The sequence below is a fragment of the Ferdinandcohnia salidurans genome (assembly GCF_042680725.1).
In the GTDB taxonomy this organism is placed as follows: Bacteria; Bacillota; Bacilli; order Bacillales; family Bacillaceae_L; genus Ferdinandcohnia; species Ferdinandcohnia salidurans.
The window spans coordinates 1-20,550 of record NZ_JBHUEK010000022.1; the positions used below are offsets into that span (position 1 = coordinate 1).

At 35.7% G+C, this 20,550-nt stretch carries 22 protein-coding genes; 14 read left to right on the forward strand and 8 right to left on the reverse strand.

The window, feature by feature from the left end:
* Nucleotides 1-131: 131 nt before the first annotated feature.
* Entirely contained in the window at nucleotides 132-314 is a 183-nt protein-coding gene (locus ACFSFW_RS13885) for a YhzD family protein (protein WP_304214573.1), read from the reverse strand.
* A 159-nt stretch (nucleotides 315-473) separates the two neighbouring features.
* On the opposite strand from ACFSFW_RS13885, the gene ACFSFW_RS13890 reads away from it, so the two are divergent.
* The 8 genes from ACFSFW_RS13890 (at nucleotide 474) to ACFSFW_RS13925 (ending at nucleotide 10,125) form a co-directional block, all read left to right on the forward strand.
* Nucleotides 474-1,373, forward strand: coding sequence for an ABC transporter ATP-binding protein (locus ACFSFW_RS13890; RefSeq protein ID WP_099362472.1), 900 nt, complete (start codon nucleotides 474-476; stop codon nucleotides 1,371-1,373).
* Nucleotides 1,366-2,619, forward strand: coding sequence for an ABC transporter permease (locus tag ACFSFW_RS13895; protein WP_388039130.1), 1,254 nt, complete (start codon nucleotides 1,366-1,368; stop codon nucleotides 2,617-2,619). Before ACFSFW_RS13890 ends, ACFSFW_RS13895 begins: the two co-directional genes overlap by 8 nt.
* Nucleotides 2,620-2,769: 150 nt before the next feature.
* Nucleotides 2,770-4,002, forward strand: a complete 1,233-nt coding sequence (locus tag ACFSFW_RS13900) for a metallophosphoesterase family protein (protein ID WP_388039132.1) — start codon at nucleotides 2,770-2,772, stop codon at nucleotides 4,000-4,002.
* A 4-nt stretch (nucleotides 4,003-4,006) separates the two neighbouring features.
* Nucleotides 4,007-7,024 carry an ATP-binding protein gene (locus tag ACFSFW_RS13905; protein WP_388039134.1) on the forward strand — a complete coding sequence of 1,006 codons (3,018 nt, stop codon included), beginning with the start codon at nucleotides 4,007-4,009 and terminating at the stop codon, nucleotides 7,022-7,024.
* Nucleotides 7,025-7,103: 79 nt separating this feature from the next.
* Nucleotides 7,104-8,048 (forward strand): 3'-5' exoribonuclease YhaM, encoded by a 945-nt coding sequence (yhaM, locus tag ACFSFW_RS13910; RefSeq protein ID WP_099353381.1) that lies wholly within the window; start codon nucleotides 7,104-7,106, stop codon nucleotides 8,046-8,048.
* A 100-nt stretch (nucleotides 8,049-8,148) separates the two neighbouring features.
* The gene (locus ACFSFW_RS13915) at nucleotides 8,149-8,991 is read left to right on the forward strand and encodes a hypothetical protein (RefSeq protein WP_388039136.1); all 843 of its coding nucleotides are present in this window, start codon (nucleotides 8,149-8,151) and stop codon (nucleotides 8,989-8,991) included.
* Between the two features lie 86 nt (nucleotides 8,992-9,077).
* Complete coding sequence (locus ACFSFW_RS13920; protein WP_388039138.1) at nucleotides 9,078-9,437, forward strand: YtxH domain-containing protein; 360 nt, start codon at nucleotides 9,078-9,080, stop codon at nucleotides 9,435-9,437.
* Between the two features lie 109 nt (nucleotides 9,438-9,546).
* Nucleotides 9,547-10,125: an HTH-type transcriptional regulator Hpr gene (locus ACFSFW_RS13925; protein WP_180271217.1), complete on the forward strand. Its 579-nt coding sequence runs from the start codon at nucleotides 9,547-9,549 to the stop codon at nucleotides 10,123-10,125.
* A 6-nt stretch (nucleotides 10,126-10,131) separates the two neighbouring features.
* Here the strand turns inward: ACFSFW_RS13925 and ACFSFW_RS13930 are convergent, their stop codons facing one another.
* A complete protein-coding gene (locus tag ACFSFW_RS13930) occupies nucleotides 10,132-10,473 on the reverse strand; it encodes a DUF1878 family protein (RefSeq protein WP_304214556.1) in 342 nt (113 codons plus the stop codon).
* A gap of 240 nt (nucleotides 10,474-10,713) precedes the next feature.
* On the opposite strand from ACFSFW_RS13930, the gene ACFSFW_RS13935 reads away from it, so the two are divergent.
* Nucleotides 10,714-11,253, forward strand: a complete 540-nt coding sequence (locus ACFSFW_RS13935) for a DUF3267 domain-containing protein (RefSeq protein ID WP_388039140.1) — start codon at nucleotides 10,714-10,716, stop codon at nucleotides 11,251-11,253.
* Between the two features lie 130 nt (nucleotides 11,254-11,383).
* Complete coding sequence (locus ACFSFW_RS13940) at nucleotides 11,384-11,563, forward strand: hypothetical protein (RefSeq protein ID WP_099362463.1); 180 nt, start codon at nucleotides 11,384-11,386, stop codon at nucleotides 11,561-11,563.
* A 241-nt stretch (nucleotides 11,564-11,804) separates the two neighbouring features.
* Here the strand turns inward: ACFSFW_RS13940 and ACFSFW_RS13945 are convergent, their stop codons facing one another.
* A complete protein-coding gene (locus ACFSFW_RS13945) occupies nucleotides 11,805-11,888 on the reverse strand; it encodes a YjcZ family sporulation protein (protein ID WP_099362462.1) in 84 nt (27 codons plus the stop codon).
* Between the two features lie 305 nt (nucleotides 11,889-12,193).
* Here ACFSFW_RS13945 and ACFSFW_RS13950 point away from each other — a divergent pair, with 305 nt between their 5' ends.
* Nucleotides 12,194-13,048, forward strand: coding sequence for a peptidylprolyl isomerase (locus ACFSFW_RS13950; RefSeq protein WP_388039142.1), 855 nt, complete (start codon nucleotides 12,194-12,196; stop codon nucleotides 13,046-13,048).
* A gap of 45 nt (nucleotides 13,049-13,093) precedes the next feature.
* Here the strand turns inward: ACFSFW_RS13950 and ACFSFW_RS13955 are convergent, their stop codons facing one another.
* From ACFSFW_RS13955 to ACFSFW_RS13970, 4 genes are all read right to left on the reverse strand, one after another.
* The gene (locus ACFSFW_RS13955; protein WP_099362460.1) at nucleotides 13,094-13,291 is read right to left on the reverse strand and encodes a sporulation YhaL family protein; all 198 of its coding nucleotides are present in this window, start codon (nucleotides 13,289-13,291) and stop codon (nucleotides 13,094-13,096) included.
* A 257-nt stretch (nucleotides 13,292-13,548) separates the two neighbouring features.
* Nucleotides 13,549-14,067, reverse strand: a complete 519-nt coding sequence (locus tag ACFSFW_RS13960; protein WP_304214550.1) for a tryptophan transporter — start codon at nucleotides 14,065-14,067, stop codon at nucleotides 13,549-13,551.
* 118 nt (nucleotides 14,068-14,185) lie between these two features.
* On the reverse strand, nucleotides 14,186-15,268 hold the full coding sequence (serC, locus tag ACFSFW_RS13965) for a 3-phosphoserine/phosphohydroxythreonine transaminase (protein WP_388039144.1): 1,083 nt from the start codon (nucleotides 15,266-15,268) through the stop codon (nucleotides 14,186-14,188).
* A 149-nt stretch (nucleotides 15,269-15,417) separates the two neighbouring features.
* Entirely contained in the window at nucleotides 15,418-15,846 is a 429-nt protein-coding gene (locus ACFSFW_RS13970; protein WP_099362457.1) for an HIT family protein, read from the reverse strand.
* A 620-nt stretch (nucleotides 15,847-16,466) separates the two neighbouring features.
* Between ACFSFW_RS13970 and ACFSFW_RS13975 the strand changes: the two genes are divergently transcribed.
* The 3 genes from ACFSFW_RS13975 (at nucleotide 16,467) to ACFSFW_RS13985 (ending at nucleotide 19,204) form a co-directional block, all read left to right on the forward strand.
* Nucleotides 16,467-17,207, forward strand: a complete 741-nt coding sequence (locus ACFSFW_RS13975; protein WP_099362456.1) for an ABC transporter ATP-binding protein — start codon at nucleotides 16,467-16,469, stop codon at nucleotides 17,205-17,207.
* Nucleotides 17,200-18,429 carry an ABC transporter permease gene (locus tag ACFSFW_RS13980; protein WP_388039146.1) on the forward strand — a complete coding sequence of 410 codons (1,230 nt, stop codon included), beginning with the start codon at nucleotides 17,200-17,202 and terminating at the stop codon, nucleotides 18,427-18,429. The genes ACFSFW_RS13975 and ACFSFW_RS13980 overlap by 8 nt, the downstream gene beginning before the upstream one ends.
* 64 nt (nucleotides 18,430-18,493) lie before the next feature.
* On the forward strand, nucleotides 18,494-19,204 hold the full coding sequence (locus tag ACFSFW_RS13985) for an EcsC family protein (protein ID WP_388039147.1): 711 nt from the start codon (nucleotides 18,494-18,496) through the stop codon (nucleotides 19,202-19,204).
* A 48-nt stretch (nucleotides 19,205-19,252) separates the two neighbouring features.
* Here the strand turns inward: ACFSFW_RS13985 and ACFSFW_RS13990 are convergent, their stop codons facing one another.
* A complete protein-coding gene (locus tag ACFSFW_RS13990) occupies nucleotides 19,253-20,452 on the reverse strand; it encodes a M20 family metallopeptidase (protein WP_304214542.1) in 1,200 nt (399 codons plus the stop codon).
* Between the last annotated feature and the right edge of the window lie 98 nt (nucleotides 20,453-20,550).

The window sequence follows — 20,550 nt, forward strand, 5'->3', positions numbered from 1 at the left end:
AATAGAAAAAAATAAAAGGCATTTGGGAATAAGAGGATTCCCAAATGCCTTTTGTCTACACTCTGAATCCCGTTGAAACACAACGGGATTTTTTAATTAATAAAAACAGGTACCCAGAATTAGGTACCAGCTTAACGATGAAATAACACTAATTTTCCTGATGAGCTTGTGCAGCGATGTGTCGTTTCTATATAGTTTTTTTCCTTCAGAATTCTTTCGCCAGTTTCCTTTGCCTCTTTTTCAGTAGCAGCTTCAAATGTTTCTTCTAGTAACTTTTCTCCCGTTTTATCAAACACTGTTAACACATAGTTCATGTCAGAGTCCCCCATAAATAAAGTTAAAATTCAGATACTTAAAGTGTAGTTGATTGCAAGTTTCAGCGCAATAAAAATACTAAATAAATGTGTTATGATTATTTTTGAAACTTTTTCCTAACTCATTCGTAAAAAACAACAGGAGAAGGAGGAGTCGAAATGGCATTACAGCTAGAAAATGTGACAAAACGATTCGGTAGCTTCACAGCAGTAGACAACCTATCAATCGAAATTCCTGAGCGTGAAATGTTTGGTTTTTTAGGCGCCAATGGGGCAGGGAAGACAACAACATTTCGGATGATACTCGGGTTATTAGATGCCAGTGATGGCCGAATTAGTTGGGATGGAAAAAAGATTAATTATGATACTAGCCACATGATTGGGTACTTACCAGAAGAAAGAGGACTGTACCCAAAAATGAAGGTGCGTGAACAACTTGTGTACCTAGCGAGACTACGCGGTATGCAAAAACAGGATATTTTAAAACAAATTGATTACTGGTTAGAGCGATTTAAGGTTCCAGAATATGCAACGAAAAAAGTTGAGGAATTATCAAAAGGGAACCAACAAAAAATACAATTTATTGCATCTGTTATTCATAAGCCAAAGTTACTAATTCTTGATGAACCATTCAGCGGACTTGACCCTGTGAATGTAGAGCTTCTAAAAGAAGCCGTTGTGGATTTGAAAAATGAAGGGACCTCAATTGTATTTTCAAGTCACCGGATGGAACATGTTGAGGAATTATGTGAGCATTTATGCATTATGCATCATGGTAAACCGGTTGTACATGGTTCTCTAAAAGAAATTAAGCGTTCTTTTGGAAAGAAAAATGTAATTGTACATGCCGATTTTGATATCAGTCATTTAAAAACATTAGCAGGTGTTACAAGAGCGAAGGAAACTGCGGAGGGCCTCCATTTACAGGTTGAAAGTGAACAAATTTCACAAAAAATACTAGATTCTATTGCAGGAAAAGGCTTTGTTCGAAAGTTTGTATTAGAGGAACCTTCCTTAAATGATATTTTTATCGAAAAGGTAGGTGCTTCTTATGAATAAGTTTTGGATTATCCTTTTTCACACATATGTGAGTAAATTAAAAACAAAATCATTTATTATTACGACATTGATAACTGCACTCATTATCTTTGGTCTGGCAAATATTCAAACCATCATCGAAAAATTTGATGAAGATGAAATAAACCATGTAGCGGTTCTAAGCGAGTCAGAGGATCTTTATCAAGCTTATGAACAGACTTTAACCGGAATGACTAGTGATATCGTCATTGAAAAAATGGAAGGGTCAGAAGAGAATGCGCAAGAACGGGTTACTGCAGAAGAATTAACCGGTTATCTTATCCTAACGGAAACACCTGAAGGTCTACCAGAGGGAGTTTATAAAGCACCGTCGATAACTGATTCAGAAATCACTGGGCAACTTGAACAGGCTCTTCAACAGTTGAAGGTGACAATCGCAACCACAAAAGCGGGATTAACGCCAGATCAGATTAATCAATTGTATGCACCGGTCCAATTTGATAAAGTGGCCCTTCAAGAAAATGCAAAATCGGAAGAAGAACTTAATCAAGCACGTGGTTTAGTTTATGTCCTTTTATTTGTTATCTATTTTGCAGTCATCATGTATGCAAATATGATTGCGATGGAAGTGGCTACTGAAAAATCTTCTCGTGTTATGGAAATTTTGATTTCAAGTGTTTCTCCGATTAAGCAAATGTTCGGTAAGATTCTTGGAATTGCACTATTGAGTTTAACTCAATTTGCTGTGATTTTATTGGTTGGATATGGCTCCTTGAAGCAAAGCATGAGTGGAATGGAAGGCGGATTTTTTGAAGTGTTTGGTTTTGGCGATTTGCCTGTATCAACCTTTGTATACGCTGGTGTTTTCTTCATTTTAGGCTATTTCTTATATGCAACACTTGCAGCCTTCTTAGGCTCTCTAGTAAGTCGAATCGAAGATGTTCAACAAATGATTACACCGATGACCTTGTTAATCGTAGCAGCATTTATGATTGCTATGTTTGGGCTAACAAAACCAGAATCATCCGTGATTACAATTACTTCTTATATTCCATTTTTCGCACCAATGATCATGTTCCTTCGGGTTGGCATGCTAACACTTCCAACTTGGGAAATTGCATTATCAATTGGGCTACTTGTTTTAACAATTACTCTATTAGCGATCTTTGGAGCTAGAGTCTACCGCGGAGGAGTTCTAATGTACGGTAAATCTTCATCTTTCAAAGACATCAAAAAAGCATTACAACTTACAAAGAATGATAAATAAGCTTGCCAGATAAAAACCGAGGGTTATTCCCCTCGGTTTTTATTTGTTTTAAAACCTATAAACTACCTGATAAATTCATAAAAATAAGAACGTGCATTCGTATCAAGTAGGTGATAGAATATAGGTAAAAGAGTCTAAAGGAGCTATTTAATGGATGCACTTACTTTTTTACATATTGCGGATTTACATTTGGACAGCCCGTTTTCAGGGTTAACCAATCTGCCAACGAAAGTTTTTAAACGTGTACAAGATAGTACTTTTACCTCCTTGGCTAGATTAATTAATATTGCGATTGAGCAAAAGGTTGATTTTATCATCATCGCCGGTGATTTATTCGATGGAGAAGACCGAAGCCTTCGTGCACAATCCCGATTTCGTAAAGAAATGGAACGACTTCAAGTTCATAACATAGAAGCTTTTATCGTCCATGGGAACCATGACCATCTTGGTGGAAATTGGCCGCATTTTGAATGGCCAAGCAATGTCCATGTGTTTCAAAATGAAAATGTCGAGGTCATTCCTTATATAAAAGATGGAGAAACCGTTGCGAATATTTATGGGTTTAGCTATGCACAAAAAGCTGTGCTCGAAAACAAAACCAAATTCTATGAAAAGAAAGACGGTGCTACATATCATATCGGCATCTTACATGGAAGTAAAGAAGGGGAGAGTTCCCATAGCCGTTATGCGCCGTTTTTGTTATCAGATCTCCAGCAAAAAGGATTTGACTATTGGGCTCTTGGACATATTCACACAAGGGAGATTTTAGCTGAAGACCCTCCTATTATTTATCCTGGCAATATTCAAGGTAGACATAAAAAGGAAACAGGTGAAAAGGGTGGCTATCTTGTAAAGCTTTCAAAAGCTAAAACAGAATATACATTTTTTCCAACATCGGATTTAATTTTTGAAAATACGACTATCGATATTTCTGAGCTTATTAGTTTTGACCAACTTGTTGACAGATCACTTTCTCATCTTGATTCCCTCCGTAAAGAAACCCAAGGCTTATTTGTAACGATTGAATATATAGGAACCGGACCACTGCATGCACAACTTCAAGAAAATGCGATAAAAGCAGATCTCTTATCTCTTCTAAACGATGATATAGAAGAAAAGAATTTTGTTTATGTGGTAGGACTTAAACATAACTTCCAAATAGAAATCAATCGTCAAAAATTAAAACAGGATTCTCATTTTATTGGTGATTTATTGGAGAATATGGAAACCTATCAGGACTTTGATCAAGCACTACTCCCTTTACGGAACAATCAAAGTTTTCGAAGGCATATTGATACTTTTACAAGTGAAGAACTTCAGGAAATACTTCATGATGCGGAGAACTTAATTTTACGAGAACTCTATTTTTCCAATAGGAGGTGACGATATGAAAATCATTGGTGTTCAGGTCTATGGATATGGAAAACTGGATAACTTGGAACTTGGAAACTTATCCCCAAATATTCAGGTCTTTTTTGGTCAAAATGAAGCTGGAAAATCAACGCTTATGTCGTTTATACATAGCGTTATATTTGGATTTCCTACGAAACAACAAAATGAGCAACGTTATATCCCAAAAACGGGAACCAAATATGGTGGAAAGCTCATTCTCCAAACCGACGAATATGGAACAATTATGATTGAAAGATTGCCAGGAAAGGCTGCTGGAGACGTATCTGTATATATGCCAGATGGAACTGTCAAAGGAGAAGAATTTATATCAGAGCTCTTCCAAGGAATGGATAAAAATCTTTTTCAAAATGTTTATTCCTTCAATATTCATGGACTACAAGGTGTACATAATTTAAAGAGTGAGGATGTAGGAAGATTTTTATTTTCTGCGGGGACAGTTGGAACAGACGCCTTACTTGAATTACAAAATAAATTAGTAAAGGAAATGGATGGTTTATATAAACCAAAAGGAAAGAATCCACCACTTAATATGGAACTTAGCGGACTAAAGGAGGAACATGCAAAAGTTACGAGGTGGCAGGAGAAAAATAGTGAATATGAATCTCTCCTAAACGAACAACAACAGATTGAAAAGGAACTTGTATCCTATGATTCCCAGATACATTCTATAAAGCAAAAAATTCAAGAATCAGAGAAACTACAATCAATTCAACCAATCGTAGAAGAATACCAAACCTTACAAAATCGATTGCAAAGTTTACCAGCGTTTGAGCCTTACCCTGAGGATGGGCTGAAACGCTTAGAACAACTGCATGCGCAGATAAAACCGTATCAGGCTCAATTAACTGCCATAAATGGCCAAATTCTAGAATGGAACAAGGAAAATAGTGAAATCCGATTTGCCAAACAATACATTGAAAACGAACAACGGATTTTGGAATTGGTAGAAAATAAAAGCCTATTTACTGAAAAAGAAAACAGATTCCAGCTCGTTTCTAAAGAACTTCAAGAGATAGAAGATGAATTGAATCAACTAATAGATCGAATTAATTTTACATTAACAGAGACAGATGTTTTGAAATTAAATCTAGGAATTACTGCAAAAGATATGTTTTCTGAAATTGTTTCTGAAACTGTACGACATAGGCAAAAGAAGCATTTCTTAGATAATAACTTTACTCAAGTAAAAGAAGCGCTAGATCTTAGCGAACAAAAGTTAAGTGATTTAAAGCAACAGCTTCTCCCAGAGGATCAACGAAAACGCTATGAAAAAAAGAAAAGCCAATATACTTCTAAGGATAATCTAGAAAGTGAAAAGCTGTTGATTGAGGAAGAGGTAAAAAGAATCGATCAAAAAATACAAGGAATGACAGCAAGAGAATCCGAAAACAAACACAAGTATACTCGATTGTTTTATGGAATTGGTTTTACATTATTGATCATATCGATTTATTTCTATGTTACAAAAGAATGGATAATTGGTGGGATATTAACTGTCCTAGGTGTTCTCATGTGGCCAGTTGGGAAAACAGTAACCTCCCAGATGTCTTCCTCATTTATTAATGAATTCCAGGAAGATAGAGAAAGACTACTGAAAAAACTGGAGGCTATTAAAGAGCAACTAACACATAGCAACTATTCAGATCAAGAAGAACTAACAGCAATTCTTATTCGTGATACGCATGCAAGGCAGCAGATTGAAATAGAAAAAGCCTCACATCTTCAAAACGAGCGTGCATTAGATAAGGTATTTAAAGACTTTGAGGAATGGGAGAAATCTGAGTACGCCTTAGAGGAAAAAGCTACAAACATCAAGAAAACATATGGACTTCCAATGCAAATATCAAATGAACGATTATTGGATGCTTTTCAAATTCTTGAAGCCATCAAGGAGAAAGTATTAAATAAACAAAAACTTACTGAAGCAAAAGTAAAGCTTCAAAATGAAATTTCTAACTTCCAATCTAAAATTTATACAGTTGCAAAACAGATAAACATAGAAGACCAAAGTTCCATCAAAGTTGACCAGATGGCAATCCGATTGCAAGAAGAAAAAAAGAAATATGAACAGCTTTTACAGATCGATGCGAAAATAAAGGATTCAGAAGAACAGATTTTAAAGCTTAGTATGGAAATCGAACATCTTCAAAAGGAAATTCAAGTTCTATGGGATATCGCGAAAGTTTCGGATGAAGAAGAGTTTCGGGCAAAGGGACAAGCAAACGATACCGCACGAGAACTTAAAGAACGAATGAATCTACTTTTGGCGCAACTCGAACGCTTTGGAGAGTTAGTAAAGAGTTGTAATATAGAAACAAATTATGAAGTTCTAATTGAGGAGATGTCAGCTGAAATCACTCGACTTCAGGCAATTGAAAAAGAAAGGCAAGGTCAACTGTCAGCAATAAACCACCGAATACAAGAACTAGAAGAAGGTGGAACCTATGCAGATTTACTTCATTCTTATGAGGCAAGTAATTCGTTAGTAAAAAACTACGCTAAAAACTGGGCAACGCTAGCAGTTGCAAAAGATATACTAGCTAAAACTGTTGACCACTATCGAACGCTCCGCTTGCCTAAGGTAATAAAAAGGGCTGAGCATTATTTTTCTATTCTCACAGATAAGAAGTACAAAAGAATCTACATTGACAATGAAATCGATGGTTTTATTGTCGAGAATGATAAGGGTGTACGCTATAAGCCGAATGAACTTAGCCAGGCCACTTCAGAGCAATTGTACATTGCGCTCAGATTTTCGCTTGCTAATACGATGCATCCCAGTCAATCATTTCCATTTATTATTGATGATAGCTTTGTTAATTTTGATTCAGGCCGTTTATCAAATGCCATCTCGTTAATTAAAGAGCTATCAAGAGAAAATCAAGTCCTCCTATTTACTTGTCATCAACATGTGTTGGAAGGATTTGGTGAAGTCAAACCTATTATACTAGGTAATGAAGGTATCATAGAAAACCATAAAAGTATGCTATAATTTTTCTAAGAAATTTGTTATTTTCATAGTCCTCATTTTGATAGAAGTGAGAGTAAATAGATAAGCAGGGGGAGAAAATATGGTGAAAGGCATTGTACATTATGAGGTGGGACAGCAGGTTGACGTCTATTTATTTATTAAATCATCAACAAAAGGCATTGCAAGTAATGGAAAACCATTCTTAACTTTAGTATTTCAGGATAAAAGTGGAGAAATTGAAGCAAAACTTTGGGATGCAACACCTGAAGATGAGACAAACTATGCTGCTCAACAAATAGTAAGACTTGCTGGTGAAATTAATAGCTACCGAGGACGAAATCAGTTGAAAATCAGAAATATCCGACCTATAACTGATTTAGATGGGGTTACTATTTCCGATTTTCTTGAAGTTGCACCTGTACCGCAGGATGAGATGGCTTCAAAGATCACACAATATATTTTTGAAATGAACAACTCGAATATCCAGAGAATTACGAGACATTTACTGAAAAAGCATCAAGCTGCCTTTTATGAATATCCAGCAGCAACCAAGAACCACCATGAATTCGTATCTGGCTTAGCCTATCATGTTGTCTCAATGCTTGACTTAGCAAAAGCAATCGCTCATCTATATCCATCACTTGATACCGACTTATTGTACGCAGGGATCATTTTGCATGACTTAGGCAAGGTTACCGAGCTGTCAGGCCCTATTTCAACAACATATACAGTAGAGGGAAATTTATTAGGCCATATTTCAATTATGGTAAATGAAATCGGACAAGCCGCAAAAGAGCTTGGTATTGAAGGTGAAGAAGTTACGGTATTGCAGCATATTATCTTAAGCCACCATGGAAAAGCAGAATGGGGTAGCCCTAAGCCACCAATGATTAAGGAAGCGGAAATTCTCCATTATATAGATAACCTCGATGCAAAGATGAATATGTTGGATCGTGCTTTAGAACGTGTAAAACCAGGCGAATTCTCAGACCGTGTCTTTGCCTTGGATAATCGAAGTTTCTATAAACCAACCTTTCATAAATAATCAAACAAAACTCGACTCACTTTTTTTGATGAGTCGAGTTTTTTTATAAATAGATTTTCATCATTTATGGAAAGCTATGTAAAAAAAGAGGTCCTGAAGAATGACAAAAGCAATACTTCTATTTTTTCTTTTTTTATTTAGCTTTCATAATACAGCCATTGCGGTTACAAGTGAATATGACGAGAAAGATAGCCCATTAAGCTTTAAAGTAGAAATGGTTCCTTGGGATATCGTGAATGAGATTCTTCCTAGAAAATCCTTCTTTACGATTATTGACGTTGAAACGGGTCTTCAATTTCGTGTGCAAAGAAGGGCTGGAAGCAGACATGCCGATGTTCAACCACTCACAATTGAGGACACTAAAATCATGAAGAAAATTTACAGTGGGAAATGGAGCTGGAAGCGAAGGGCGATTATCGTGAAATATGGAGATCAAATGATTGCCGCCTCTATGCACGGTATGCCACATGGTGCAGGTGCATTAAAAAACGGCTTTCCTGGCCATTTTTGTGTGCATTTCTTAGGGAGTACCACCCACAGTTCAAAAGAACCAGATTTTGCACATAAACTCATGTTATTAAAGGCGGGAGGAAGGTTAGACGATTACATTGATAATGCGGACCCGTATCACCTAATTGAAATATTTGTAGCGGGTATTAACCAATCAGATCAAAAAATAATCAAACAAACCGTTATACCGAATTCAAAAAATAAGAAGCTGTACAAAACCTTAAATCAAATTACTGTTTTTTCAATCACAAACATGTCTTATTTACCGCTAAGCGATTTAAAAGGACTATTAAGTATGGAAGTCCCAGTTGAAGTCGAAATATACTGGGAAAACCAAGGGAAGGAACGAAAACAAATCGTTTTTGTATTGGTCCGCAATAGTATTGTTGACCGTTGGTATATCCAACAAAAGGACTTATTACAGCAACTGTAATTTTGTAAAAAATATGAAAATGAAAAAGGATTTCTTCATTTTTTGTAGAATTCTGTAAATACTAGTTCTGATTTGGAGTGATTAAGATGACATCAACAAAGTCTCTATTATATGGAGTATTAATTGGAAGTGTGATCGGTGGTGTATCAGTCCTTTTAAGTTCACCTACTTCAGGTAAGGAATTTAGAAGGGCCTTAAGAAATAATCAAAAGCAAATCTCTAATTCCCTGTCACAGGTTGTTTCCGATGGTAAATCCTTAACAGAACAGGTTTCTAAGTCAACGAAACAGGCGGTGAATACAATAGCAGAGGTATCCAGTGATATTAAGTATTCACTAAATCATTGGAAACAAGAGATTGAAGGTAATCAAAAAAATATTCAAAAAGAGCTTTCGGAAATAGAAAGCGCTTTAGAAAAATTAGAAAAAACGGTTACAACCCCATAGAATCAAAATTTTTTAACCTAATTTAAAAATTTCGTAAATTTACATCTTTATTAATTTTTATTTTATTGGCATAATAGTAATAAGAGAAAATAGAAAAGTGGGTGAATCTATGAAACATGAAGAAAAAATGGCCTCCATCAAAGAAGCGCTCCTTTTTAGTCAGAGAATCGCACAGCTAAGTAAGGCATTATGGAAATCTATTGAAAAGGACTGGCAACAATGGATCAAGCCTTATGATTTAAATATTAATGAACATCATATTATTTGGATAGCGTATCATTTGAAAGGTGCTTCAATTTCAGAGATTGCTAAGTTTGGAGTTATGCATGTTTCAACTGCATTTAACTTTTCTAAAAAGTTAGAGGAACGTGGACTTTTACAATTTTCAAAAAAGGAAAATGATAAGCGTAACACGTATATCGAGTTGACACCCAAAGGAGAAGAAATCTTTTTAAAAATTGTGGAAAGCTATAATCCTAGTAAAAATGGAGTTTTGGAAGGAGCAATTCCACTTAAGAAGCTTTACGGTAAGTTCCCAGAAATCGTTGAAGTTATGAGCATTGTCCGTAACATATATGGAGACGATTATATGGAAATCTTCGAGAAATCATTCCGAAACATTGAAGATGATTTTATTGAAGTAGATGGAAAGCTTTACAAACGAGTAGAGGAAAAAATAGAGTTGTAATCTCGATTAGTTTATTTTGTTGATTATCCCTTTAAACTCGTACATTAAAGGGGTATATTTTCTTTCTTTAGCTAATACGTCGATTGTTGTTTTTGGATCTAAGTGGGGATGAAGCATCCCAACAAATTGAGTTAAAAGCGGCGTGAAACATATAAATCCCTCCGCTTTTTGTTTTTTATATTTAATGCTCATCTCTTCACAAAGGTCTAATAAGTCTTCAACGTCTTTTTTTGTTAATTTTGCTTCCATAATTAATTGATGAAACGGTGGTAACTGATCCCCTAACAACGGTAAGATGAGTGACTGATAATATTCAAGTCGCTCCAAACGCTCTTCAATTGACTCCATAGTTAACACCTCAAATTCTTTTTTGAATGAAATTGTTTTTAAATAATATGCCCAAAAACCGCGAAAAAAGTCGAAAAAACATGTATTTTATCGTTCTTTTGGATACCTATTGCATTTTTGTTAGAAACAAAGTAAAGTAGTTTAGTAAGTTTAGAGTAACTAATTTAGAAATTTTTTTTACTTTGATTTGGATACGACTTCCAATTATTTACTTCTTATGATTGCGGATGGTGATTAGGTATGACTTGTTGGAAAACCATTAATCTTTCAAAGGATTATGGATTCCATCGAATTGTGTTGGTATCCTTGATATCAATGTTCATTGCATTTATTCTTTTTTATTTGCCAATGAATCTTATGTATTCTTCAATTAAACTAAATGAAGATGGATCAATTTATTTTTTATTAGCTTTATTGTTGATTTATCCATTACATGCAGCCCTGCATGTTTTACCGTTTTGGGTAACTGGTAAAAAACTAAAAGTAACATTTAAATGGATGTACGGAATCATTCCAATTGTTTCTACTCGTTCAAAAGATGCACTTTCTAAACCGTTTATCATTTTTGTAATGAGTACACCATTTTTATTGATTACTACTCTTATGCTTGGTGCGTGTATTGCATTTCCGGTCTATATACATTATTTTTCCATTATTGCAGCGATCAATTTTGGATTATGTGTTCCTGATTTTATCTATTTAGGTCAGTTTATTAAGGCACCAAGATCTTGTACTGTTGAAGAAGTAGAGGATGGCTATGATATTTTAATTCATAAATAACTTTATTTATTTGGGATTTTGAAGTAATGAATAAAGTTGAGCCTTCTGGGAGTCTTAGATTTTCATGATTGAACAAAATCTAGGGGAAAAAATGCCACGGCATATTTGATTTTAGATGGGGGGATGAGGAGTGCTCTTATTTTATATTCCATTTGCTGCTTTTATTTTGTTTTACATTAATCAAATGACTTACCGGCTATGTGAGCAAAAAGAAATTCCTGATGACCGCCAGCCAAAAGTTTATCGAACAATTAATATTTTAATTACCATTTTACTTATTTCCTCCTATGTAGAGGTCTTGTTTACGTAAATGGAAAAAGGATGACCGATTTTTTCGGCCATCCTTTTTCTTTTTTGAATATGGTTTTCTAAATTGTCTAGCTTAAGCGCCTAGCCCCTCTCTGGTCTAGCCAACCTGTCAAGAAGGATAAAAGGCATCCTTCTTGAAAGCTTTACTTATGCTTGTCGGACTTGCGCAGGAAGTGCTGACGTCCACGTTAGCCACAGGACGTGGCTGTTTTTAGTGGACGATCAATAAGCTTAAGCTTTTCTTAGAACCAAGCAGCACCAACGATGATTAGAAGGATGAATAACACGACGATTAGCGCGAATCCACCAGCGTATCCGTGACCCATAGTAACACCTCCAATATCTTAGTACGGTATTTTATGCGAAATCATTTGTGAACGAATAGGCGAGTGTCTCGCCTTTAGGAATTCTTTTTCACAATCAACTGAATTTTTGAACTTGAAAGGCTAAAGCCTTGTTATTCAGTTCACTATATCCTATTCGCATAAAGCCTATATGACTGTGCGAATGTCCCAGATTTTTGAATAATCTTGCGAAAATGTTTTCTTTCTTTTTTAAAAGTATGTTATAGTAATTTTTGTACCCTTGGACAAACCGTATATAAAAAACGTACATAGTAGGAGTGTGTGTAATGAAAAAATCAATAATTGCTTTAACAGCTGCTGTAGGTATTTTTGGTCTAAGTGCATGTAATAATGCCGACGATTCAGCAGTACTTGTAGAAACAAAAGCTGGAAATGTAACAAAAGACGAATTATATAATGCCATGAAGGATCAAGCCGGCGCAGTGATCCTTAAAGATTTAGTTTATACTAAAGTACTATCAGAGAAATATGAAGTAACAGATAAAGAAATAGATGCAAAATATGAAGAAATGCAAGCTGCTCTAGGTGCTCAGTTTGATGCAATTGTTGAGCAAAATGGTGAGGAATTCGTTCGTGAACTTCTTAAGTCTGACATGTTAAAAGAAAAAGCAGCATTGGAAGAAGTTGAAGTGAAAGAAGGCGAAGTGGTTAAAGCCAGCCATATCTTAGCTCAAGTTCCACAGGATGCAACAGAAGAGCAAAAAGCAGAAGCTAAAAAGAAAATTGAAGAAGCCAAAGCTAAGCTTGATAGTGGTGAAAAATTCGAAGATGTAGCAAAGGAATATTCTGAAGATGGCTCTGCTCAAAATGGCGGCGATCTTGGTTGGTTTGGAAAAGGACGTATGGTTCCTGAATTTGAAGAAGTTGCCTTTACCCTTAAAGAAGGCGAAACAAGTGATATTGTTGAATCCCAATTTGGCTATCACATCATTAAAGTAACCGGAACAACTGAAGGTTTCGATAAGATGGATCAAGAGAAAAAGGACGAAATTCGTAAAGCTTTACTTCAAGCAGACCAAACTGCTCTTCAAACTGCTTTAGACAAAGCAATTGATAATGCAGATGTGAAAGTGAAGGATGACGATTTTAAAGACTTATTCAAAGCTCCAGCAGCAGAATAATGTGAAAGGACCGTTGATTGAACGGTCCTTTTTATGTGCCGTTTTTTACATAGCCTCTGGTTTATTCATTTGCTTAGAACGTTTCTCTTTTTCGCTATTCATACGTTCGATATATACATTGCCTTCTTGCTCAATATAGGAGTCTTCAATTTGCTTTTCCTCTCTAGATGTCCTAATCACCATATATGCACTAAAAAGAACTCCAAATAACGCTACATATACAAACCAAGGTACTGTTAACATAGAATTCCACTCCTTGTCCCACTTTTTACTTCTACTATATGATGAAAAATGACTAGATATCACTTAATTTCATAGATTTTTGTTGGAGATGAAGAGTAGAAATGGTGGATCACTTGATTCTATCAACGTTATTTCATTTCTATCAATTTTTTTTCATTCTATTAGTCTTCATTCAGTTCTATCGATTTTAACTATTTCACAAAAAAATGGACAGAAAAAGGGTGCCCGCCAAATGGTCGGACACCAGAAATTCATGATTATGCACTAACTGTAAAGTTTGTACGTCTTATAATTTGTTGTGCAACTGGATAAATAATCGCCATTGCAATTGTACCCATTACAGTTGCTGGGATGACTACACCGATGAACAATCCGATGAATGTTCCAGGTAGACCAGCAATAATAAGTGCAGTGTTTAAGAAAACAAATCCAGAAACTAAAATTCCTACTGCAGTAATAGCACATACCATTACTAGTGATTGTGTCTGCTTTCTTGCAACTGTAAACATGCCATAGAATACGAATGCTGATATTAATTTATCGACAGGGTTCGCAATTTGACCACCTGGGAAGGTTGTTGTTAATGCTGAAATCACACCGCCGACAATTGCCACAAGCAACACGTATTTCTTTTCAGGGAATAACATAATTCCTAAAAACATGAAGATTAACAATAAGTCAGGCTTCATTCCTAGGTAAATTCCCGGCATAACTGTGTGCAGTACAGCACCCATTCCAACTAATAATGCTAAAAATACTAAAACTTTTGTATTCATTTCTCATCTCTCCTCAGCTTTTCTAAGCTATATTTTTGGATTCTCCAATAGTGCACTCATTGCCTATTGCAAGAATCTTATCTATTAGTATACCAGACTATTAGACCATTTTACAGTTCTAATTAACTGATTTAAAAGCCTTCATAAATGAGGCAAGGGCCTCAACAGAATCATAAGGGACCGCATTGTATATAGAAGCACGACAACCACCAATTGAGCGATGTCCATTTAACCCTACGAATCCTTTTTCCTTTGCTTGTGCTAAAAACTTTTTCGTAAGCTCTTCGCTTGGAAGTGTGTATGACACATTCATCGTGGAACGGCTGCCTTTTTTAGCATGTGCTTTATAGAAACCATCTGATTCATCAATTGTATGATATAAAAGAGCTGCTTTTTCATTATTCTTCGCTTCAATCGCAGGTACGCCACCTTGCTCCTTGACCCATTCAAGCACAAGTGAAAGCATGTAAATTGAAAAAGTAGGTGGTGTATTATAAAGTGAATTAGATTTTACATGTGTTTTGTAATCCAGCATGGTAGGTAGATCACTATTGCCTTCTTTTAATATGGAATCTTTAATGATAGCAACAGTTACCCCAGATGGACCAAGGTTTTTTTGAGCACCAGCATAGATCATCCCAAATTGTTCCACATTAATTTCTCTACATAAAATATCACTGGACATATCTGCAATTAATGGCACATTGGTGTAGGTTGGGTACTTTTCCCATTGTGTCCCATAAATGGTGTTGTTTGATGTTATATGAACGTAAGCAGAGTTCTCTGAATGAGCGTTCTCACCTATTTCAGGGATGTAGTTGTATTTGTCTTCTTTACTGGATGCGACTATATTGGTTTCTCCAAGTTTATTTGCCTCATCAAGTGCTTTTTGAGACCATGAACCAGTTAATATGTAGTCACCTTTTTTACCTGGAGTTAGAAAGTTCATGGGAATCATTGAGAATTGTAAACTAGCGCCACCCTGTAAAAATAATACATGGTAGTCATCTGGAATACGCATTAGACTACGTAAATCAGAAATAGCTTGTTGATGTACTTGGTCATATTCTTTACTACGATGACTTAATTCCATTACAGACATGCCAGTTCCTTTGAAATTATTAAGTTCGGCTTGGGCTCGAATTAACACTTCAATTGGGAGAGCAGAGGGACCGGCATTAAAATTGTATGCTCGTTGCATGATTGAATCCTCCTATTTTGTCGCTTTAGTTGAATAAAGTTATCTTATCATGTTTTTATGAAAAAAAAAGTGAAATTTTTAGAAAAAACACGAAATAGCGCTTTCAAGACATAAAGAAAGACAAGACCGTAAGTCTTGCCTTTTTAGGGTTAATTCTGTTCGATTGATTTTGAAATGCTAGAGGCAATATTTTGTAAATCATCGGCTGAGTACTGACTTTCATGAGACTTCCATACAATGCCAAATCCATCGCCTTTTCCATAACGAGGAATGAGGTGTAAGTGGAAGTGGAATACAGATTGTCCAGCTTGCTCACCGTTATTTTGCAAAAGATTCATACCGATTGGATTGAATTCTTTTTTTATGGCATTTGCAATGGATGGAACAACTTCAAAGATATTTTGGGCAATTTCTGGCGTTAATTCAAATACATTTTCTTTATGTACTTTTGGGATAACAAGAGTATGTCCTTTTGATACTTGGCTGATGTCTAGGAAGGCATACACGTGTTCATTTTCAAAAACTTTTGCACTTGGAATTTCTCCATTGATGATTTTACAAAAAATACAATCACTCATTTACGTCCATTCCTTTCAAAATTCAGTTAATAACTAGTATTTTATCACATGTTCTTTCGATGTTAAAATTTTCATGTTGTAATAAATTTTTAAAAAAAGAAAACAGGATGCGATCGCAAAGGATGCATCCTGTTTTTGAAGAAGGCTTTTGTTATAGGTTAACGGTATCTTTGATAAACACCTCATTTTTTTTAGGAATGAAAGTCTTTATCTAATGGAGTGAGTCAATTCCGTAGTTCAAGCGGACCATCCCCTTGTCTAATGTTTATAAGTTAATACAACTTATAAAGCGACTAGGTAGCCTTTAACAAACACCTCATTTACAAAATAATGTTTATTTTGTTAGTGGTAATTTGTTTCGAACTTACTTTTCTCTCACATTTCCCAAAGTAACCATCCCCTTATAACAGGTATAAAAAGCTGTCGTCTAAAACAAGGATATTGTCTTTAACAAACACCTCATTCCAGGTAGATGATTAACATCAAAGGCTTTTTTCTTGCCCTCTTCAAAAATTAGTATGGCCGTTTTTATATGTTCTATTCAAATTTTTTTAACTATGTAAAAATGGCAATTTTTGATATGATATAGGAAATATAAGTAGGTAAGAAGGGAGCTTTACATGGCACTACTAGAGATAAAAAATCTAACCGGTGGTTACACTCAAAATCCTGTTCTTAAGGATGTTTCCTTCAAAGTTAATCAAAACGAAATTGTAGGATTAATCGGATTAAACGGTGCGGGGAAAAGCACGACAATTAAACATATTATTGGCCTAATGGAGCCAAAAAAAGGGTCTATCCATATTCAAGGGAAAACGATTCAAGAGGACATGGAAGCTTATCGATCCAAGTTTAGTTTTATTCCAGAAACACCAATCCTTTATGATGAGTTAACCCTCTATGAACATCTTGAATTAACAGCAATGGCCTATGGACTTGAAAAGAAAGTATTTGAAGCTAGGCTTGAACCTTTATTAAGAGAATTTCGAATGGAAAAAAAGGTAAAGTTTTTCCCAGCTCATTTTTCAAAAGGAATGAAGCAAAAGGTCATGATTATGTGTGCCTTTTTAGTTGAGCCGGATGTTTATATTATTGATGAACCTTTTGTAGGTTTGGACCCACTTGGTATTCAATCCTTGTTAGAACTAATGAATAAGAAGAAAAATCAAGGAGCGGGCATCTTAATGTCCACGCATATTTTAGCGACTGCCGAAAAGTATTGCGATTCCTTTATCATTTTACATAACGGAAAGGTAAAGGCTTCAGGCGCCTTAGAAGATCTCCGCAGACAATTTAAAATGGAGAATGCATCACTCGATGATATATATATCAGCCTGACAAAGGAAGAAGAAAATGATTGATATCAAAGAACTATGGAAAAAGCGCCAGGTCCAACATTTTAAGGAAATAAGCCGTTATATGCGGTATATGTTAAATGACCATTTGCTAATCGCTCTTCTCTTTTTAGGTGGGGGAGGGGCATACTACTATAATTATTGGTTGCAGGATGTTCCTAAGGAATTTCCTTACGCGATAATAATTGCACTTGTTTTAGGGGTTATATTGACAAGAAGTCGAGTTCAAACCTTAGTGAAAGAGCCTGACCTTGTTTTCTTATTGCCTATAGAAACGAAGTTAACTGCTTATTTTCAAAAGGCATTTTGGTATAGCTTGTTTTCTCAAATTTACTTATTGTTAATTGTGTTTGCAATTGCAGCGCCTTTATATCTTGCTGTTTCAGATAAATCCTTTTCGTCTTTAGCAGCTATTTTTGTAATTGTTCTTTTAAGCAAAGCATGGAACCTGCTATTGACATGGTTAACTCAGCATGACCAGGAGAACTCAACTTATTATACTGATACCGTAATCAGGCTGATTTTAAATATCGTACTTATGTATTTATTATTTTCTGGTGCATCGATCATAGTTATCGGTTGTGTCGTAATACTCATGCTCGGGCTGCTTCTTTATTTTCATAAGGCAGTTGAAGGAAAAGGCTTGAAATGGAATACATTAATCGAGTTAGAGTCAAAGAGAATGCTTACTTTTTATCGAATTGCTAATTTATTCACAGATGTTCCTAAACTAAAGGAGCGGGTGAAAAAACGGCCATGGCTTAACTGGGTTACCGGTCTAATTACATACTCTAAGAAAAATACATTCCGCTATTTATATACGCGTACCTTTTTGCGGACAAGCGATTACTTAGGAATGTATACGAGGCTAACCATCATTGGCGGATTGATTATTTATTTCGTCCCATTTCAATATGGTAAAGCGTTTGTTATGTTATTGTTTTTGTATTTAACAGGCTACCAGCTTATCACATTATGGAGACATCATAGCTTGAAAATATGGGTTCGATTATATCCGGTAAGTGAAGAATCGAAGTTAGCCTCTTATTTGCAGTTTCTATTCCAGTTACTAGTTGTTCAATGTGTTTTATTTACAGTAATCCTTTTACTAACAGTTGGAATCTCGACAACATTCTTATTATTGGTTGTAGGTCTAGTGTTCGTCTATCTTTTTGTATTTGTTTATACAAAGGGGAAGGTACAAAGGCTTGACCGGATGTATAGTTAATCATTTGAAACCTATCCCTATTTTAAATCGTAGTAAGTATTAAATGAAAAGAGGGTAGAGGCGCATGGATGATTCATATCTGTTAAAGGTGGAAGAGGAATTATTTCAATGGCGAAAAAAGCTGATTAAAAAATCTACTATGCTCCAACGTGTTTCAAAAAAAGCTCAAACAAAAGTGAACGAAATGATTCCTGAAAAGGCCCACACGGTCGTTACCGAAAGCATCAAGAAGATGGTTCAAGCTACATTAGTTGGTTCAGAATACACTACAAAGGGAAACTATCCGGATGAAATGACATTGCAGGTAAAAGAAAAGCTAATAGAAGAAAAATTAACAGTCTATAGACGAACTGCAGCTGCAGAAGGGGCTGGAACAGGGGCGGGAGGATTTTTTTTAGCCTTGGCCGACTTTCCTTTGCTTCTTTCAATTAAGATGAAGTTTTTATTTGAAGTAGCAGCGATACATGGGTTCGATACGAAAAATTATGAGGAACGTCTTTTCTTGTTGTATGTGTTCCAGTTGGCTTTTTCTAGTGATGAACATAAGAAGAAAACATTTGGAATTATCGAGAATTGGGAAGTAGAGAAAGAGAGCCTAGTGGAAATGGATTGGCGTGTCTTCCAACAAGAATACCGTGACTATATTGATTTCGTAAAAATGCTTCAATTACTTCCAGGTGTTGGAGCTGTTGTTGGGGCATATGCTAATTACAATTTACTCGATCACTTAGGTGAAGTCGCAAAAAATTGTTATCGTATTCGAATACTACAATAATAAAAACGCAAGAATGCTGTGAAAACATAACATTCTTGCGTTTTATTTTTATACTGTTGCTTCTTCTGATTTTGCAACTGATAGATAATTTAATGTTGCTGATCCTAATGTTTTGGCAGCTATTAGCATTGCTTTTTCATCAATATCGAATTTTGGATGATGATGTGGATAGGCTTCTGTTACATCAGCAGGCTTCGCACCTGTAAAGAAGAAAGTTCCAGGTACATGTTGTAAATAATAAGCAAAATCCTCGCCACCCATTTGAGGTGCAGTTTCCGTAACATTTGTCACTCCCGGTACATTTTCTGCAGCCTTAACTAGGAAATCGGTTTGTTCTTTATGATTGACGACAGCAGGATAACCACGATGAAAGGCATAGGAGTAAGTGGAATCAGCTGCAATACATGTTCCTTTTACAATTCGCTCAATTTCATGCTCGATTTGGTCTCTGACATCTTCACTAAATGTTCTTACTGTTCCTCCAAGTTTTACGGAGTCTGCAATTACGTTAAACGGATTTTCTGCAACGAACGAACCAATTGACACAACTGCAGATTCAACTGGATCAACACGTCTGCTCACAATTTGTTGTAAGTTCATAACTAACTGAGACCCAATAACAACGGCATCCTTCGTTGTATGTGGATGTGCTCCATGGCCACCTGAGCCTTGAATTTTAACTTCAAAACGATCTGCAGCAGCCATGATAGGTCCAACGCGGTATTCAATCGAACCAGTAGGTGTTGTTGCCCATAAATGAGTACCGAATACGACATCTACACCTTCAAGACATCCATCTTCAATCATAGAAATAGCACCACCTGGAGCAAATTCTTCTGCATGTTGGTGGATGAGGACCACTGTTCCTGCGAGTTGTTCCTTCATTTCATGAAGTGTTTTTGCTAAAACTAGCAATGTAGCGGTATGTCCATCATGTCCACAAGCATGCATGACACCAGGGACAGTTGATTTATAAGGTACATCCTTTTCATCCTGAATTGGAAGGGCATCGAAATCAGCGCGTAAAGCTACAGTTGGACCTGGTTTGTTTCCATGGATTTTCGCTACAACACCATTGCCGCCTACATTTGTACGCACTTCAATTCCCAAATTCTTATAAAAATTCGAGATGTATTCAGCAGTTTTATATTCTTTAAATGAAACTTCTGGGTGTTGGTGTAAATAACGTCGAATATCAACCATTTCAGTATATTTTTTGTCTAAAGATTCATATAGGTTTTGTAACATTTCTCGATTCTCCCCTTCACTTTATAATACGTATAAATTATATCATGATAAGTTGTATAGTATCGTATTTTTCATGAAAAAAGGAGGCCAGGTGGCCT

What these genes read in the sequence shown, in the direction of transcription:
- ACFSFW_RS13985 (WP_388039147.1), top strand. Translation starts at nt 18,494, where the DNA reads ATGGATGATTCATATCTGTTAAAGGTGGAAGAGGAATTATTTCAATGG.
- ACFSFW_RS13905 (WP_388039134.1), top strand. Translation starts at nt 4,007, where the DNA reads ATGAAAATCATTGGTGTTCAGGTCTATGGATATGGAAAACTGGATAAC.
- ACFSFW_RS13970 (WP_099362457.1), bottom strand. Translation starts at nt 15,846, where the DNA reads ATGAGTGATTGTATTTTTTGTAAAATCATCAATGGAGAAATTCCAAGT.
- ACFSFW_RS13915 (WP_388039136.1), top strand. Translation starts at nt 8,149, where the DNA reads ATGACAAAAGCAATACTTCTATTTTTTCTTTTTTTATTTAGCTTTCAT.
- ACFSFW_RS13930 (WP_304214556.1), bottom strand. Translation starts at nt 10,473, where the DNA reads ATGGAGTCAATTGAAGAGCGTTTGGAGCGACTTGAATATTATCAGTCA.
- ACFSFW_RS13955 (WP_099362460.1), bottom strand. Translation starts at nt 13,291, where the DNA reads ATGTTAACAGTACCTTGGTTTGTATATGTAGCGTTATTTGGAGTTCTT.
- ACFSFW_RS13900 (WP_388039132.1), top strand. Translation starts at nt 2,770, where the DNA reads ATGGATGCACTTACTTTTTTACATATTGCGGATTTACATTTGGACAGC.
- ACFSFW_RS13935 (WP_388039140.1), top strand. Translation starts at nt 10,714, where the DNA reads ATGACTTGTTGGAAAACCATTAATCTTTCAAAGGATTATGGATTCCAT.
- ACFSFW_RS13945 (WP_099362462.1), bottom strand. Translation starts at nt 11,888, where the DNA reads ATGGGTCACGGATACGCTGGTGGATTCGCGCTAATCGTCGTGTTATTC.
- ACFSFW_RS13920 (WP_388039138.1), top strand. Translation starts at nt 9,078, where the DNA reads ATGACATCAACAAAGTCTCTATTATATGGAGTATTAATTGGAAGTGTG.
- ACFSFW_RS13980 (WP_388039146.1), top strand. Translation starts at nt 17,200, where the DNA reads ATGATTGATATCAAAGAACTATGGAAAAAGCGCCAGGTCCAACATTTT.
- ACFSFW_RS13885 (WP_304214573.1), bottom strand. Translation starts at nt 314, where the DNA reads ATGAACTATGTGTTAACAGTGTTTGATAAAACGGGAGAAAAGTTACTA.
- serC (WP_388039144.1), bottom strand. Translation starts at nt 15,268, where the DNA reads ATGCAACGAGCATACAATTTTAATGCCGGTCCCTCTGCTCTCCCAATT.
- ACFSFW_RS13890 (WP_099362472.1), top strand. Translation starts at nt 474, where the DNA reads ATGGCATTACAGCTAGAAAATGTGACAAAACGATTCGGTAGCTTCACA.
- ACFSFW_RS13925 (WP_180271217.1), top strand. Translation starts at nt 9,547, where the DNA reads ATGAAACATGAAGAAAAAATGGCCTCCATCAAAGAAGCGCTCCTTTTT.
- ACFSFW_RS13960 (WP_304214550.1), bottom strand. Translation starts at nt 14,067, where the DNA reads ATGAATACAAAAGTTTTAGTATTTTTAGCATTATTAGTTGGAATGGGT.
- ACFSFW_RS13975 (WP_099362456.1), top strand. Translation starts at nt 16,467, where the DNA reads ATGGCACTACTAGAGATAAAAAATCTAACCGGTGGTTACACTCAAAAT.
- ACFSFW_RS13990 (WP_304214542.1), bottom strand. Translation starts at nt 20,452, where the DNA reads ATGTTACAAAACCTATATGAATCTTTAGACAAAAAATATACTGAAATG.
- yhaM (WP_099353381.1), top strand. Translation starts at nt 7,104, where the DNA reads ATGGTGAAAGGCATTGTACATTATGAGGTGGGACAGCAGGTTGACGTC.
- ACFSFW_RS13950 (WP_388039142.1), top strand. Translation starts at nt 12,194, where the DNA reads ATGAAAAAATCAATAATTGCTTTAACAGCTGCTGTAGGTATTTTTGGT.
- ACFSFW_RS13895 (WP_388039130.1), top strand. Translation starts at nt 1,366, where the DNA reads ATGAATAAGTTTTGGATTATCCTTTTTCACACATATGTGAGTAAATTA.